This window comes from Wenyingzhuangia sp. IMCC45533 (assembly GCF_054111225.1).
Genome location: NZ_CM134197.1, coordinates 1,463,065 through 1,476,713, shown reverse-complemented (window position 1 = coordinate 1,476,713; position 13,649 = coordinate 1,463,065). Strand labels below are relative to the sequence as shown.

The following is a 13,649-nucleotide window of genomic DNA, read 5'->3' as shown; positions in this document are numbered from 1 at the left end:
ATTTATAAGTTTTTATCAATTAACGTAATTGCTTGTTTAGCCTTATCAAAATCCTCTGCCATTTTAGCATCGGATGAAGGGGCATATCTTGCAAATTCGCAAGCACTAAATACTTCTATAAATTGATTGATAATTTCGTTAGAAACTCCTTTATTGCTGAGTATTTCAGCTATTTTTTCTTTACTAATGTCAGTGGTTTCAACGCTTAGTTTTGCCTTTAAATAATTGTGTAAAGCTTTTTCTAGAGAGCTATAAAACGTTTCTTTATTCCCCAACTCCTTCTTGGCATTCGCTAAGTATTTTTTAGCGAGTTTGTCTGCTTTTCTAAATTTAGTTCTACTCACGTTTTTACTCAATTCTCTTTGTTTTTTAGAAGCAAAAATTCCTAAAGGCAAAATAATTAGTGGTAATAAAAGCAATAAGTAGAATAGCTTAGATTTGAAAAAGTCTTCTTTTGTTACAGACAATAATTTTGTATCAGTTTGTATGTACCTAAAGTTGTTGTTGGCTTTTCCTACAACCTGTTTAATATTATTATTCGTAAAATCTGTAGAGGATGACGTGGGTAACTCTTTACCTTCTGTAACGTTTAATACAATATCGTCGGCTTTAATTGTATGATACTTTTCGTCTTGAGGATTAAAATATGAAAACGAGGTTGATGGAATGATAAATTTGCCTTTGTATTGAGGGACTACCGTGTAGGCATCTTCAATACTACCTCTTAGACCCGAAGTTGTGACTGTCACTTTTTCTTTGCGCTCAGGGTCGTAAACTTCCAATTCTTTTGGAGTTTTAATATTGGGTAACTCAAATAATTTTAAATTTCCTTTTCCAGCAATTTTCACCTTTACTTGAGCGGACTCATTGGCTTTAAAAACGGCTCTACTGGTATTGATGTCAAACTCATAATTACCCACAGCTCCAGAAAAATCAGTAGGTTTACCCGTAATAGGCAATGCTTTTACTTTAATGTTTCTCTTTACAGAAGTTAGTTTTTGATTTACGTTGCGCGTAATCATATTTCCCCAAAAATCTCCTCTTCCTGTAGGTACTCCAATCGTTAAATCTGCAGACATTGGATTTACGGATAATTCTCCAGATCGTTGTGGAATTAATAATACTTTGTGTAAAGTAGCATACTGCCATTTTTCCCCTTTGTATGTTCCTTCTTTAAATTGAGGATTTTCATTGTCTAATGTCTGACTCCAAAATCCCTCGTAATTGGGAGGTGTATCCACATTAAAACCATTGATGGACATTTGATTCACATATAACCTGTATTCTACGTAAATAGGCTCTCCGACATAGGGTCTTTGATTAGAAACGGTTACTACCATTTTTACGTTTTGACTAGCAATGTAATTAGGATCGTTAGGATCTTTAGGTAAATCTACAGGATCTACTACGTTGATAGTAATAGTGTTGGACTCTATTTTTTTCCCTTTAAACCCAATAGAAGCAGCAGGTAAAGTAAAAGTACCTTTTCTGATGGGTTCTAAAATATAAGTATAAGTCTTACTAAAGTTTCTTTGTGTTTTTCCGTTAACAAAACTATAAGAATTACTCACAGATTGACTCGGTCCTCCAACCACCTTGAAATTTTTAAAATTGGGCAATCTAAAATCGTCTGCTTCTTGATTGTTAATTTTATATTCCAACCTCAAACGCTGATTTTCGCCCAACGTTTTTTTGCTCACTCTTGCCGTTAAACTTACGTCTTGTGCAAAACTTAGTGTAGTTGTTAATAGGGCAAAAAGTATAAAATACGGAGTACTAAGCAAAAAACTCTTGGTACTGCATATTTTGTACTGAATACTTTGTACTAAATACTGTAAACTACCAGTCTTTTTCATTTTGATTTGTTTTTACTTTTACTTGTTGTGCATTTACTTTTTTCTGAGTTTTTTGTTCTTCATTACTCATAGATTCTAACAACTGCTGTACTTGTTGCGGAGATAATTTAGATTCTTTGGGCTGCGCAGGTTGTTCTTTTTCTCCCTCAGGTTGCTCCCCATTTTTTTGATCGGAATCCTGATCTTTATCATCTCCTTTATCTTGGTTGTCGTCTTTATTATCTCCTTCTTTATCCTTGTCCTTTTCCCCGTCTTTATCTTTCTTGTCGTCTCCTTTATTGTCCTTGTTATCCTTATCTCCGTCTTTATTTTTATCAGAATCTTTATCGTTTTTATCGTCTTTGTTCTGATCTTTTTGATCTTTGTTTTTATCCTTATTTTTATCGTCCTTATTATCTTTATTTTGCTGATCCTGTTTTTGATTTTCTTGTTTAGAAGCTATAAATTTTTGACGCAAAATATCATCTTCAGGATTTTTTAACAAGGCCTGTTTGTATGCTTCTAAAGCTTTTTCTAGGTCTTTTTGCTTCTTAAAAGCATCTCCTATAAGTTCGCTAGTCTTTGCTTTATCTTGGTCATTTTTAGCGATTTTGTTAGCTAACTGATACTGTTCAACGGCTTCTTTATATTTCTTCTGTTTAAAATAAGCGTTACCCAAATTATAAGCCCCTTTGTAGTACGTACCATTCTCTGCTAGGCTTTTTTGATAAGCGATTGCAGCATCAGCATAACTATTTTTTTCATAAGCTTTGTTACCGGCTCTTAATTGTTTTTTAGATTCGTATAGTTTTTCTTTAGGCAAATCTTGTCCCCAAGTAACAAGGGTCGTCAGTGCCAAAAACAAGATTGATAATTGCTTCATTTTAGGCTTCTTTTTCATTAAACAAATTCACACTTTTTACCCATTTGGTTTTTTTCTCAAACACAAATAAATCTATCACTAACCATAGAATTCCCAAGGCAATAAACCATTGGAATTGGCTTTTATAGTCGGAAAATTGTTTGGTTTCAAATTCTGTTTTTTTGGCTTTGGATAACACCTCAACGATTTTGTTTACAGAAGTCGCTGTTCTATTACCATCTACATAAAAACCATTAGCACTTGCAGCAACTTCTTGCAATACCTGTACCTGTCTTTGGGTAATGACTACTTCTCCGTTTTTGTCTTTTTTTAAGCCTTTTTTGTAACCATTAATCATATCTGGGATTACTCCTCCTTTTTCAGTTCCAATTCCTATGGTAATCACCTTAATACCCTCTTTGGCTAATTCTTTGGCTTTGTCTATGGTATTTTCTTCGTGATCTTCCCCGTCAGACAAAATCACTAAATATTTATTGGTTTGTTCGTCGTTATTATAGTAGTTAATCGCAGAGTTCAATGCTTCGTTTATGGCTGTTCCTTGGCTAGAAACCATATTGGGAGCAGCGTTTTTTAGAAATAACTTAGCTGCAGCATGATCTGTGGTTATGGGTAGTAAAGGATATGAGTTACCTGCGTAAATAATAATTCCAATTCTGTCACTACCTAATTGGTCAATGGTTTTTAAGATAATTTGCTTTGCTTTTTCCAACCTATTCGGGGCAATATCTTCGGACAACATACTTTTAGAAACATCTAAAGCAAAAACAATATCTACCCCTTCTCTTTTAACCGTTTCTAGCTTAGTACCTATTTTAGGATTTACCAAAGCAATTACCAAACTTATGATTGCCAAAGCCAGAAAAACATATTTAACCGTGGTTTTATACACGGAATAATCAGGAGCTAATTTTTGCAACAATCCTGCAGTTGCAAAAGCTTTTTGAGTTCTCTTTTGCCACCAAAATTTATACAACAAAATAACTAGCAATACTGGAAGTATTGCTAGCGCATAAAAATATATGGGTTCTTCTAATCTTTGCATTTTATCTTTTTAGTTTGTAAAGTTTTAAGATTGAAAGAGGGCTTTCATCACTGTTAAACTCTTTAAAACATCTCAACTCCGCTCGATGATCTGTTTTTATGAGACATCTGTTTAGAGACTTTGTTTTAACAGAGTCGAGAAATTATGTATATGTTCTCAATGCACTTTTCATTCCTCTAATAACTCAAACCAACATCAACTCGTAACTTTTTAAATAAAACTTTTAAACAATGTATTTTTTAAGATGTATTCTAAAGCTAGTAGTGCCAAAGCAGCAATTACTAAACTTCTATACAACTCTTGATAATTATAATACTTAAATTCTTCTATTTCTGTTTTTTCTAACTTGTCTATCTCCTCGTAGATAGTTTTCAATTTACTATTGGAGGTTGCTCTAAAATATTTACCTCCAGTTTCATCTGCAATGTACTTCAGTAGCTTTTCGTCTATTTCTACCTCCACAGGTTTAAACAACAAATTACCGTTATAGTCTTTTGCATAAGGCATTTCTGCCATTCCGTTCGTTCCTATTCCGATGGTGTACACCTTGATTCCTATTCCTTTTGCCAATTCTGTTGCCAATTTAGGATCTACAGAACCTGCTGTGTTTACACCGTCTGTTAATAAAATAATGACTTTGCTTTTTGCTTTGCTTTCTTTTAATCTATTTACTGAGGACCCCAACCCCATTCCAATAGCAGTACCGTCTTCTATTCCTCCATATTCTATACTCGCTATGGTTCTTTTAACAATAGATTTATCGCTTGTAATGGGCGTTTTGGTATAACTTTCTCCAGCATATAAAACCACTCCTATTCTATCGTTGGGTCTTTTGTCTACAAAATTTTCGGCTACTTTTTTTAAGGCTTCTAACCTGTTAGGCTTTAAATCCCTAGCCAACATAGAACCCGATACGTCTGTAGCCATTACAATATCTATCCCTTTGTTCTTTTTGTTCTTAGTGGTTACCGCTACATTTCTAGGTCTAGCCAAGGCTATAATCAATAATGCTAAAGCCAATAATCTAAATACAATGAGAGCTCTATACAAGTAAATATAAAACCCAGATTTTTGCACCGCTTTGGCCGAAGAAACTACCAACTTGGCTTGATTTCTATTTCTGCTGATGTACATCCAAACTGCCAAGGCAGGAATAATTATCATCAGCCATAAAAACAATGGATTTGTAAATTCAAAATTACTGTACTTCATCTTCTCCAACGGTCTTTTTTGATTCTACAATTTGATGAATGGTTTCTATCACCGCTTTTGCATCGGATTCGTGACCTTTGATATCACTTTCGATAGGTTTTTGCTTGGCAAATTTTACGTAATCTGCTTGAGATAATAGTCCATTTAACCTAGATAAAATTTCTTTATCTAATCCTAGTTTTTGTTGTTTGTTTTCTGCAATTAATAAAGCCATTAATTCGTCAGATGTGGTTTCTAAGGCTAAAATTAACAACTCATCACCAATGTATTTTCTAACAATATCTGTAAGCTCAGAGTAATATTCTTTTACCAAACCGTTTTGCCATAATTCTTTAGCTTCTAAATCCTTTAGTTCTTTAGTGGCAGCCAAATAAGGTGGTATTTTAGGAATTACAATTTTAACTTTTTCTTTCTTTTTTCTGAATAAGAAATACAGCGCAATCACAAATGCTATTATTCCTAAGAACACGTAAATATAATTCTTACTTCTATACCAAATTTCTCCAAAAGTGTAGGATTCTGCTTCCAAATCTTTAGTTCTATAAAATTTAGCAAGACTGGTTGTATCTACCTTTACCGTAGCCACATTTACTAACAAGGAGTCTGTAAAGTATTCTTTAGTATCCAAAAATACTCTTTGGCTTTTGATGTAAAAGCTTCCTTTATCAAAACCCGTAATGAGGTATTTTTTAAGGATACTATTTTCAAGTGTATCCGCAGGTAATTCTTTAGCAACCTCTAAACTATCTAACTCTAATTGGGTAAAAGTAACCTGTTCTCCTTTGGGTACTTTTATGGTAAACGTTAACTGTTCTCCTATTTTAATATGGGTAGTATCTGCTTGAATGCTGATAGAGGGTTCTGTTTGTCCCATTATTATGCAGCAAAACAAACAACAAATACTGGTTATGAAATACTTCATATTATGCTCTTTGTTTAAAGTATGTCAATAATTTTTTTGCGTAATTCTCTTCTGTTCTACAACTCAATACACCCGATCCACTCTTTTTAAAAGCTATTTCAAAATTTTGCTTCCAAAACAAAAACTGCTTTTCGTATTGCTGACGAACTTTTTTGGATAATGTATTTACCAAGACCGTATCTCCTGTTTCTGCATCCAGCATGGGTACCAAACCTAATTTAGGAATGGTTTCGTCAAATTGGTCGTAAATTCTAACTCCTGTTACATCGTGTTTATTTCCAGCGATTTTTAAAGTTTGTTCGTATCCTTGGTCCATAAAATCAGATAAAACAAAAACAATGGCTTTTTTTCTTACCACGTTAGATAAGTATTTTAATGCCTCGTTGATATTTGTTTTGTTACTCTTAGGGGTAAATTCTATCATTTCTCTGATGATACGCAACACATGACTTTTTCCCTTTTTAGGAGGGATATACAACTCAACCTCATCAGAAAAAAGTAGCAAGCCTACTTTATCGTTATTCTTTATGGCAGAAAAAGCTAAGGTAGCAGCAATTTCTGTTAAGGTTTCCCTTTTAAATTGCTCGTTGGTTCCAAAATTTCCCGAACCACTAATATCAACCATCAACATCATGGTTAACTCTCGTTCTTCTTCAAAAACTTTTACATAAGGTTCGTTGTAACGAGCGGTAACGTTCCAATCTATGCTACGAATATCATCTCCAAATTGATACTGTTTTACCTCACTAAAAGTCATACCACGTCCTTTAAAAGAACTGTGATATTCTCCCGAAAAGACATGATCGGACAAACGACGTGTCTTAATCTCTATCTTTCTTACTTTTTTTAAGATTTCTTTGGTATCCAATGCGTGTAATCGTTTAACTGTTTATTCGTTTAATCGTTTAATCGTTTGGAAATTGTTTTGAACAATTCCGTGATTAAACAATAAAATACTAACTACTTTATACTTACTACTTTGTACTAGATTAAGGTACTTCTACTACATTTACAATTTGATTTACCATATCTTCGGCAGTTACATTTTCTGCTTCAGCTTCGTAAGTGATTCCTATTCTATGTCTTAAAATATCTAATACAACCGCTCTTACATCTTCTGGAATTACGTATCCTCTTCTTTTGATAAATGCATGACATTTGGCTGCTTTGGCCAAAGAAATACTCCCACGAGGAGAGGCTCCAAAGGATATCAAAGGTTTTAAGTTTTCTAATCCGTATTTTTCCGGATAACGAGTAGCAAAAATCAAATCAAGAATGTATTTTTCGATTTTTTCATCCATATACACTTCGTTAACCACCTTACGAGCATTTATAATTTGCTCTAAGGAAACCACTGGATTTACTTTTTCAAAAGATCCACTCAGGTTGGCTCTCATAATTAATTGCTCCTCTTCTAATTTTGGATAATCAATCACCACTTTGAGCATAAAACGGTCTACTTGCGCTTCTGGTAAAGTATAAGTTCCTTCTTGGTCTACAGGATTCTGTGTAGCCATTACTAAGAAAGGCTCATCTAACTTAAAAGTTTCATCACCAATGGTAATTTGACGTTCTTGCATGGCCTCTAACAATGCAGACTGTACTTTGGCTGGAGCACGGTTAATTTCATCTGCCAACACAAAATTGGCGAAAATAGGTCCTTTTTTTATAGAAAAATCGTTGTCTTTCATGTTATAAATCATAGTTCCTACCACATCTGCTGGTAGCAAATCTGGTGTAAACTGAATACGGCTAAACGCACCATCTACAGCTTTTGCTAACGTGTTAATAGCTAAGGTTTTTGCCAAACCAGGAACCCCTTCCAACAAAATATGTCCATTCCCTAGCAAACCAATCAACAAGCGATCAACCATGTGTTTTTGACCTACAATTACCTTATTCATTTCCATAGATAATAAATCTACGAAAGCACTTTCTTTTTCAATCTTTTCGCTGATAGCTCTAACGTCTACTTCCATTATTTATAAAGGTTTTTGTCTTAATTTAAGTTCTCTTAATCAATTTGTGTACCAAAATACGTAATTGTGGCTAATTGTGAAGAATTGACAGATATAAAATAAGTAACATTATAAGGGCTTCTTTGTGCACTCAATGGCTATGTTGCCGTTTCTTTTAAAACAACTACCTTGCAGTCTCTTTAAAATCTTTACATCGTTGTGATAGCACTCCCAGAAATTCCAGTTGATAAAATAGCTTTTAAGCTTAAACCTAACGCGGAAGTGTTGGTAAAAAAAGGACATCCGTGGATTTTTGAGAACAGCATTGTTAAACAAAGCAAAGAAGGAAAATCTGGGGATTTAGCTGTTCTATTTGACGGAAGAAAAAACAAGTTTTTGGCCTGTGGTTTTTATGATCCTTCTTCTCCTATCAGAATAAAAATTTTACAAGCAAACAAGCCTGCAAATATTAATAAAGAGTGGTTTGCTACTAAAATAAAAGATGCCTATCAAAAAAGACTTCCGCTCTTGCAAACCCAAACCAATAGTTATCGTTTGATTTACGGGGAAAATGATGGTTTACCATCGCTGGTGGCGGATGTGTATAATGATATTTTAGTGATTAAATTATATGCCTCTTTTTGGTTTCCTTATCTTAAAGACATTTTACCGATACTTATTGAAACAAGTATGACTAAAACCACTGTTTTGCGTTTGGGTAGAAATGTACAAAAGGAAGGAAATAAATACGGTTTTTCTGATGGATTGATACTAGATGGAGAGCTTAACAACGAAGTGATTGTTTTTAAAGAACACGGCGTTAACTTTTCTGCCAACGTTATAAAAGGACATAAAACTGGCTATTTTTTAGATCATCGTGAAAATAGAAGAAAGGTTGGGGAAATGGCTGAAAACAAGTCTGTATTGGACGTGTTTTCTTATGCAGGTGGTTTTTCTGTACATGCTTTAAAAGGTGGAGCCAAATCTGTGAGTAGTTTAGATATCAGTGGACCTGCGCTTGAAATAGCCAAAAGCAACGCCAACTTAAATGAATACACAGGAACTCATCAAACCATTGTAGGTGATGCTTTTGTTGAAATGGAAAATTTAGCCAAACAACAAACTAAGTTTGATATAGTTGTAGTAGATCCTCCGTCTTTTGCCAAAAGTGCTGCTGAAGTAGATAGAGCTGTAATGAGCTATAAAAAATTGGTAAAACTTGGAATTAAACTAGTCGATAAAAATGGAACGTTAGTGATGTGCTCTTGTAGTTCTAGAATTGCTTATGATGATTTTTTTGAATTGGTGGAACAAGTTTTAAAGCAAAATAGAACCTCCTATAAAGTGTTAGAAAAAACAAGGCACGATATCGACCATCCAATAGGTTTTAAAGAGGGTTCGTATTTAAAGAGCATCTACGTAAAAATTCTATAAAGCAAAAAAAGCTAAGAACTGATATAGTCCTTAGCTTTTGTTCTATAGTATCTAAAATTAATTAATTCAACGGTGAACTTAATTCCACATCAATAAATCGGAACATTCCACAAGGTACATCTACCTTAGCTACTCCATTAATTACGTTAAAAGTTTTATTGTCTAATAAATCTTTAACCGCAACTGGACTCACTGTATTAAATTTTACAGTTACTTGCCTATCGCTAGGGTTGATATATCCACCATCAACTAAAGTTAATCTCAAGTGAGTTGGAGAAGTTTGTGCAACTACCCACCCTACTTGGTCTCCTGAAACTGTAATTGGTAATTGATTTGCCCCTGCCTCAATATCTTGTTTAATTTGAGTGTAGTAGGTATCTGCATCAAATTTAGTGTTTCCATCAGCAGAAATGTAATCTATACCGTCCGTAATGTATTCCTTTAGTATATTTCTGTAAATAGGATGCATATGGTCTTCCATTTTTCCTCTTGGAGCGCTAGCATCAGCTAAAGCACCATTTTGAACAGGAGTGATTAATACACTTCCGTTTGGATATGAAGGTATAAAGTTTTGTCTTCTATCTTTAACTCCTGAAGCATAACTTGAGAAATCCCATTTAGTAACCGTAGCTCCTAACCAAGAACCATTCATGTGACTAAATACAGCAGGGTTATTTTCTTCGTAATCTCTGTCGTAAAAAGTAGTCCATTTATTGTTTTCTGCCTCATTTAAATAATGTTCTTGAGGTTCGTGTATACTTAGGTGTACAGGATTAAAACTAAGTATTTGCTCTCTTTTAGGTACGTATAATGCTCCCTTGGCAACTAACTCCCAAGCAAAACTTTGATGTTCTGGATTTACGTAAGTTACATTTAAGAAATTTGCTCCATAAGCCATACTGTAAACCATTGTTCTTAAAAAGTGATTGTTCAATCGCTGATAAGATATCTGTCTACTTCTATCAAAAGTTGGGTTGTCTCTAGAACAACGCATACCCCAGTTGTCTAAAGCTCCAGATGCCCACAGTCCCATTCTACCCAATAAACTCATATCTTGAGTTTTATCTGTGGTTTCTTCTAAACTGGAAACAAAAACGCTAGAAAATTCACCAGATATCATTCTAGACCAAGCTGGTAAATAAGCTGCACCTTGCCAAAAAACATCTTTATTTCTGATATATATATTTGAGTTTCTTGTTTTAGCGTAATCTGCTAAAGGATAAATATGGTCGTCCATCACTTGATCAAAACCTTCTCCAGAACCATTCATTTCTGGGTAAATCATCATGATTTTTTTGTTACCATTGGTATCAGCGTGATTGATAATTGTTTCTAAAGTGCTTGGAGAGTAAAACAATGGATCGTTACCATGACCACCCCAGAAAGAAGCTCCGTTAGGACCATTGTCAATACTTGGCGTAATCGTATTTACTACTTCGGATTGAGTTAAGACATAGTTATTTCTTCTATCTCTTTTATCTCTAAATGGATTTCCATCATAAATAGTATTTCTATCCCAATCATTCACATCTTGTACTCTACCTCTATGCCAAACGTAATTCAAAAAAACAGGGCTATTGTAATTTGGATTGTTAGTGATACTTTGAGCTACAGGATTGTCTGACCCTTCGGCAGAATAAACTATTTTTCCTTCAGTTTCCCAGCTAGGCTTGGTAAAACCGTTTAAGTTATTTCTGTAAGTTTGAGTGTTTGCTAATATTTTAGAAATGTTACCTGGTGGTACTAAATTAGCAAATTCCGTTTTCCATCCATCGTTTTGCATATTTATCACATGAATACAACTTCCTCCATCTTGACTACTTCCTAAAATAATGTTTTCGTCAGCATCTTTCCAAGCATCGTTATAACTATAAGTACCGACAATTCTCTCTGAACCTGCTTCGTCTAAATCTGGTGGTAACAATAGGATATACGAACCTGTAACCACAGCGTACTGATAGCTACTACCATTTGGGATGGTAAATACTTGATTCACTCTATAAGATGTTGGTCCCACATTTCTAAATTCGTGCAGTACTGAATTGTAATCTGTAGTATTTAAAACTGTAATTCCGTTATTACTCAATGTAGAAGTACCTAACAATACTTCGTATACACCATCTCCATCAGGATCTTCTACTCTAACATCTCCTACCACGTCAGGAGTGTTGACGTCAACAATACTTTGTATTGGAGTATCAGCTAAAGGAACAAAAATATAATTATCTCCATTAGATTGCATATGGTTATTTGTTGCTTGCATAAATAGCAAATCTGAACCATCTGCCTGTGGTATCGGTCTTAGGAAATTAGCATGATGTAAGAATTTTTTTGGAATGTTCTTCGTTCCCCATGGTCTAACTTTTGAATATCCAATAGAAGGCAATGTTTTAACCAAATTTCCTGTTGGTGATAAATAGTAACAGTTCGTATCAAAGTTTCCACATACAACATAAGGATTTAAACTTGCATCTTTAACCACACAAACCGCATACATAGGGGTTAAGTGATCGGACTCATAAGGTTTGAAATCCCACATTTTTTTACCGTCGCTGTCTAAACAGTAAACTGTACCGTTAGCACTTGCTACCAATATTTCGTCTTTTCCATCACCTGTAAGGTCATCACACCATACGTCGTGATTCATCACTCCCTGACCAATATCATTCTTCCATAAAATAGCTCCGCTGTAATCTATACCTAACATAGCTCCATTGTAGTCAGAAGCTACGATGATATCCTTATTATTAACAGTAGCGGTTCTAACTTTCATTATCGTGTGTCCCGTTTCTATACTATGAATCGCTTTGTTATCTAAAACACCATCTTGTGGGATTGTAAACTTTAAAGAATTAGTTCCATTTGAAGCTTGTTCAGGTGAAATTTCAAACTGATTGGTATTGGCATTTTTCCATGACGATGTAGATTCAAAGTCATATTTTTTTTGTGCGTTACTCGTATTGCAAAGCATTACAAATACCAAACCTATATAATATGTTGTTTTTAACATTGTAATTAAGATTTTAATGAATAAATAAAGGGTTTATTTATTCAATGATTAATTTTTTAACAGTTACATTTTCATTAGACAAAACGTTCACGTAGTATATCCCTGATTTTAATGAGGTAAGATCTAATCTCAGAGTACTATCACCTTTAGAAAAATCTGTATAGCTTGTTACTTGTCTTCCTTGAGTATTATAAATCACTATCCTTTCGACTGTAGAAGCCTCTAAGTTCAAATTCACAAAATCGTTAGCTGGATTTGGACTCATAAAAAAGTCGTTTTCTCCGTTAATGTTATCATTAGACAGACTTTCTTCTGAAAAGTTTATTTCATCAATAAAGAAAGTACCTTGAAATTTATTTTGCTTGTAACTATTATTAACCACTATTTTAAATTCTGAATTATCTACAGCCTCATCGAAATTAACTGTTTGGGTTAGGGTAACCCATTCCTCTTTTGCAACGGTAGATATATCCCATTCTAAGCTTGTAAAAGGTTCATCAATTTGAGTGTAAAAATTAGGAATATCACAATCATTATCCACCCAAACTTTTAAGCTTACTTCTTGCTCGCTTGCATTTAAAGTCAAATTATTATCTGTCTCAGTATTAATGGTGGTAAATCTGTCTAAGAGAGTAACATAAGACAGAATAGATATATTATCAACGTACACAGTACCTGTGGTTCCAAAAGCTTGCTTCATGATAACTCTAAGCGTTCCATCGGTAATTTTATTGGTAATTGTCAACGGAAAAGTTACTGGAACCCACGTATCTTTCGCAATACTTGAAATATCAATTGTAATATTTTCTGCAATAGTAGTTCCTTCTCTTATATCGAAACCTATATTATCAAAGTCAGACCCTGCCGTTAAGTAAACATATATTTTGAAATCGTAATCGCCAGGCTCTAAGTTAATTAACATTCTACTTAACGAAGATCCAAAGGCTCTTTTGGTTCCATCTATAGGAGTATCGCTAACAAATTTTAAACTTCTTGAAGAACTATTAAACCCTCTATCTGTGGAAATAGAAAAATTTGCTGGGTGCTGCATCCACCAACCAGTATCACCTGTGGTTATTTCATAACCATAATAGGTTTGGTCTAGAGCGTTCAGTTCCGTTTGGCTATATGCTGTGCTCAATAAAAACGTGAATAGAATTGAACAACTTATTTTAAAAAGGTAATTTTTTTTATTCATAACATATCTTTAAAAATTTGACTAAATATCTAATAGCTAGAGCAATTACTTTTCTTATGGCCATTAATTACTATGTCTCCATAAAAAAGTTTTCCTTACGCAAAAGTACAGATAAATTAAAAGAAACTGCCTTTTATCATAGAAAGCTCCTCAGT

At 34.0% G+C, this 13,649-nt stretch carries 10 protein-coding genes; 1 reads left to right on the top strand and 9 read right to left on the bottom strand.

Annotated features, from left to right (window positions below; all coding sequences use genetic code 11):
* Window positions 1-2: 2 nt before the first annotated feature.
* The 7 genes from ACXGQW_RS06480 to ACXGQW_RS06450 form a co-directional block, all read right to left on the bottom strand.
* A complete protein-coding gene (locus ACXGQW_RS06480; protein WP_457821210.1) occupies window positions 3-1,856 on the bottom strand; it encodes a BatD family protein in 1,854 nt (617 codons plus the stop codon).
* Window positions 1,840-2,718 carry a tetratricopeptide repeat protein gene (locus ACXGQW_RS06475; protein WP_457821208.1) on the bottom strand — a complete coding sequence of 293 codons (879 nt, stop codon included), beginning with the start codon at window positions 2,716-2,718 and terminating at the stop codon, window positions 1,840-1,842. The genes ACXGQW_RS06480 and ACXGQW_RS06475 overlap by 17 nt, the downstream gene beginning before the upstream one ends.
* Before the next feature lies 1 nt (window position 2,719).
* Window positions 2,720-3,760 carry a VWA domain-containing protein gene (locus ACXGQW_RS06470; RefSeq protein WP_457821206.1) on the bottom strand — a complete coding sequence of 347 codons (1,041 nt, stop codon included), beginning with the start codon at window positions 3,758-3,760 and terminating at the stop codon, window positions 2,720-2,722.
* A 210-nt stretch (window positions 3,761-3,970) separates the two neighbouring features.
* Window positions 3,971-4,972 carry a vWA domain-containing protein gene (locus tag ACXGQW_RS06465; RefSeq protein ID WP_457821204.1) on the bottom strand — a complete coding sequence of 334 codons (1,002 nt, stop codon included), beginning with the start codon at window positions 4,970-4,972 and terminating at the stop codon, window positions 3,971-3,973.
* Window positions 4,959-5,846 carry an LPXTG cell wall anchor domain-containing protein gene (locus tag ACXGQW_RS06460; protein ID WP_457821202.1) on the bottom strand — a complete coding sequence of 296 codons (888 nt, stop codon included), beginning with the start codon at window positions 5,844-5,846 and terminating at the stop codon, window positions 4,959-4,961. Before ACXGQW_RS06460 ends, ACXGQW_RS06465 begins: the two co-directional genes overlap by 14 nt.
* 49 nt (window positions 5,847-5,895) lie before the next feature.
* Window positions 5,896-6,762 carry a DUF58 domain-containing protein gene (locus ACXGQW_RS06455; protein WP_457821200.1) on the bottom strand — a complete coding sequence of 289 codons (867 nt, stop codon included), beginning with the start codon at window positions 6,760-6,762 and terminating at the stop codon, window positions 5,896-5,898.
* A 121-nt stretch (window positions 6,763-6,883) separates the two neighbouring features.
* Window positions 6,884-7,873 carry an AAA family ATPase gene (locus tag ACXGQW_RS06450; RefSeq protein ID WP_457821198.1) on the bottom strand — a complete coding sequence of 330 codons (990 nt, stop codon included), beginning with the start codon at window positions 7,871-7,873 and terminating at the stop codon, window positions 6,884-6,886.
* A 198-nt stretch (window positions 7,874-8,071) separates the two neighbouring features.
* On the opposite strand from ACXGQW_RS06450, the gene ACXGQW_RS06445 reads away from it, so the two are divergent.
* Window positions 8,072-9,286, top strand: coding sequence for a class I SAM-dependent rRNA methyltransferase (locus ACXGQW_RS06445; RefSeq protein ID WP_457821196.1), 1,215 nt, complete (start codon window positions 8,072-8,074; stop codon window positions 9,284-9,286).
* A 61-nt stretch (window positions 9,287-9,347) separates the two neighbouring features.
* Here ACXGQW_RS06445 and ACXGQW_RS06440 read toward each other — a convergent pair whose 3' ends face one another.
* Together ACXGQW_RS06440 and ACXGQW_RS06435 are read right to left on the bottom strand one after the other, a co-directional pair.
* A complete protein-coding gene (locus ACXGQW_RS06440) occupies window positions 9,348-12,296 on the bottom strand; it encodes a hypothetical protein (RefSeq protein ID WP_457821194.1) in 2,949 nt (982 codons plus the stop codon).
* A gap of 37 nt (window positions 12,297-12,333) precedes the next feature.
* Window positions 12,334-13,494, bottom strand: a complete 1,161-nt coding sequence (locus ACXGQW_RS06435; protein WP_457821192.1) for a T9SS type A sorting domain-containing protein — start codon at window positions 13,492-13,494, stop codon at window positions 12,334-12,336.
* Between the last annotated feature and the right edge of the window lie 155 nt (window positions 13,495-13,649).

Coding starts and splice junctions, on each gene's coding strand:
- ACXGQW_RS06470 (WP_457821206.1), bottom strand. CDS start 3,760: ATGCAAAGATTAGAAGAACCCATATATTTTTATGCGCTAGCAATACTT.
- ACXGQW_RS06450 (WP_457821198.1), bottom strand. CDS start 7,873: ATGGAAGTAGACGTTAGAGCTATCAGCGAAAAGATTGAAAAAGAAAGT.
- ACXGQW_RS06465 (WP_457821204.1), bottom strand. CDS start 4,972: ATGAAGTACAGTAATTTTGAATTTACAAATCCATTGTTTTTATGGCTG.
- ACXGQW_RS06435 (WP_457821192.1), bottom strand. CDS start 13,494: ATGAATAAAAAAAATTACCTTTTTAAAATAAGTTGTTCAATTCTATTC.
- ACXGQW_RS06460 (WP_457821202.1), bottom strand. CDS start 5,846: ATGGGACAAACAGAACCCTCTATCAGCATTCAAGCAGATACTACCCAT.
- ACXGQW_RS06480 (WP_457821210.1), bottom strand. CDS start 1,856: ATGAAAAAGACTGGTAGTTTACAGTATTTAGTACAAAGTATTCAGTAC.
- ACXGQW_RS06475 (WP_457821208.1), bottom strand. CDS start 2,718: ATGAAGCAATTATCAATCTTGTTTTTGGCACTGACGACCCTTGTTACT.
- ACXGQW_RS06440 (WP_457821194.1), bottom strand. CDS start 12,296: ATGTTAAAAACAACATATTATATAGGTTTGGTATTTGTAATGCTTTGC.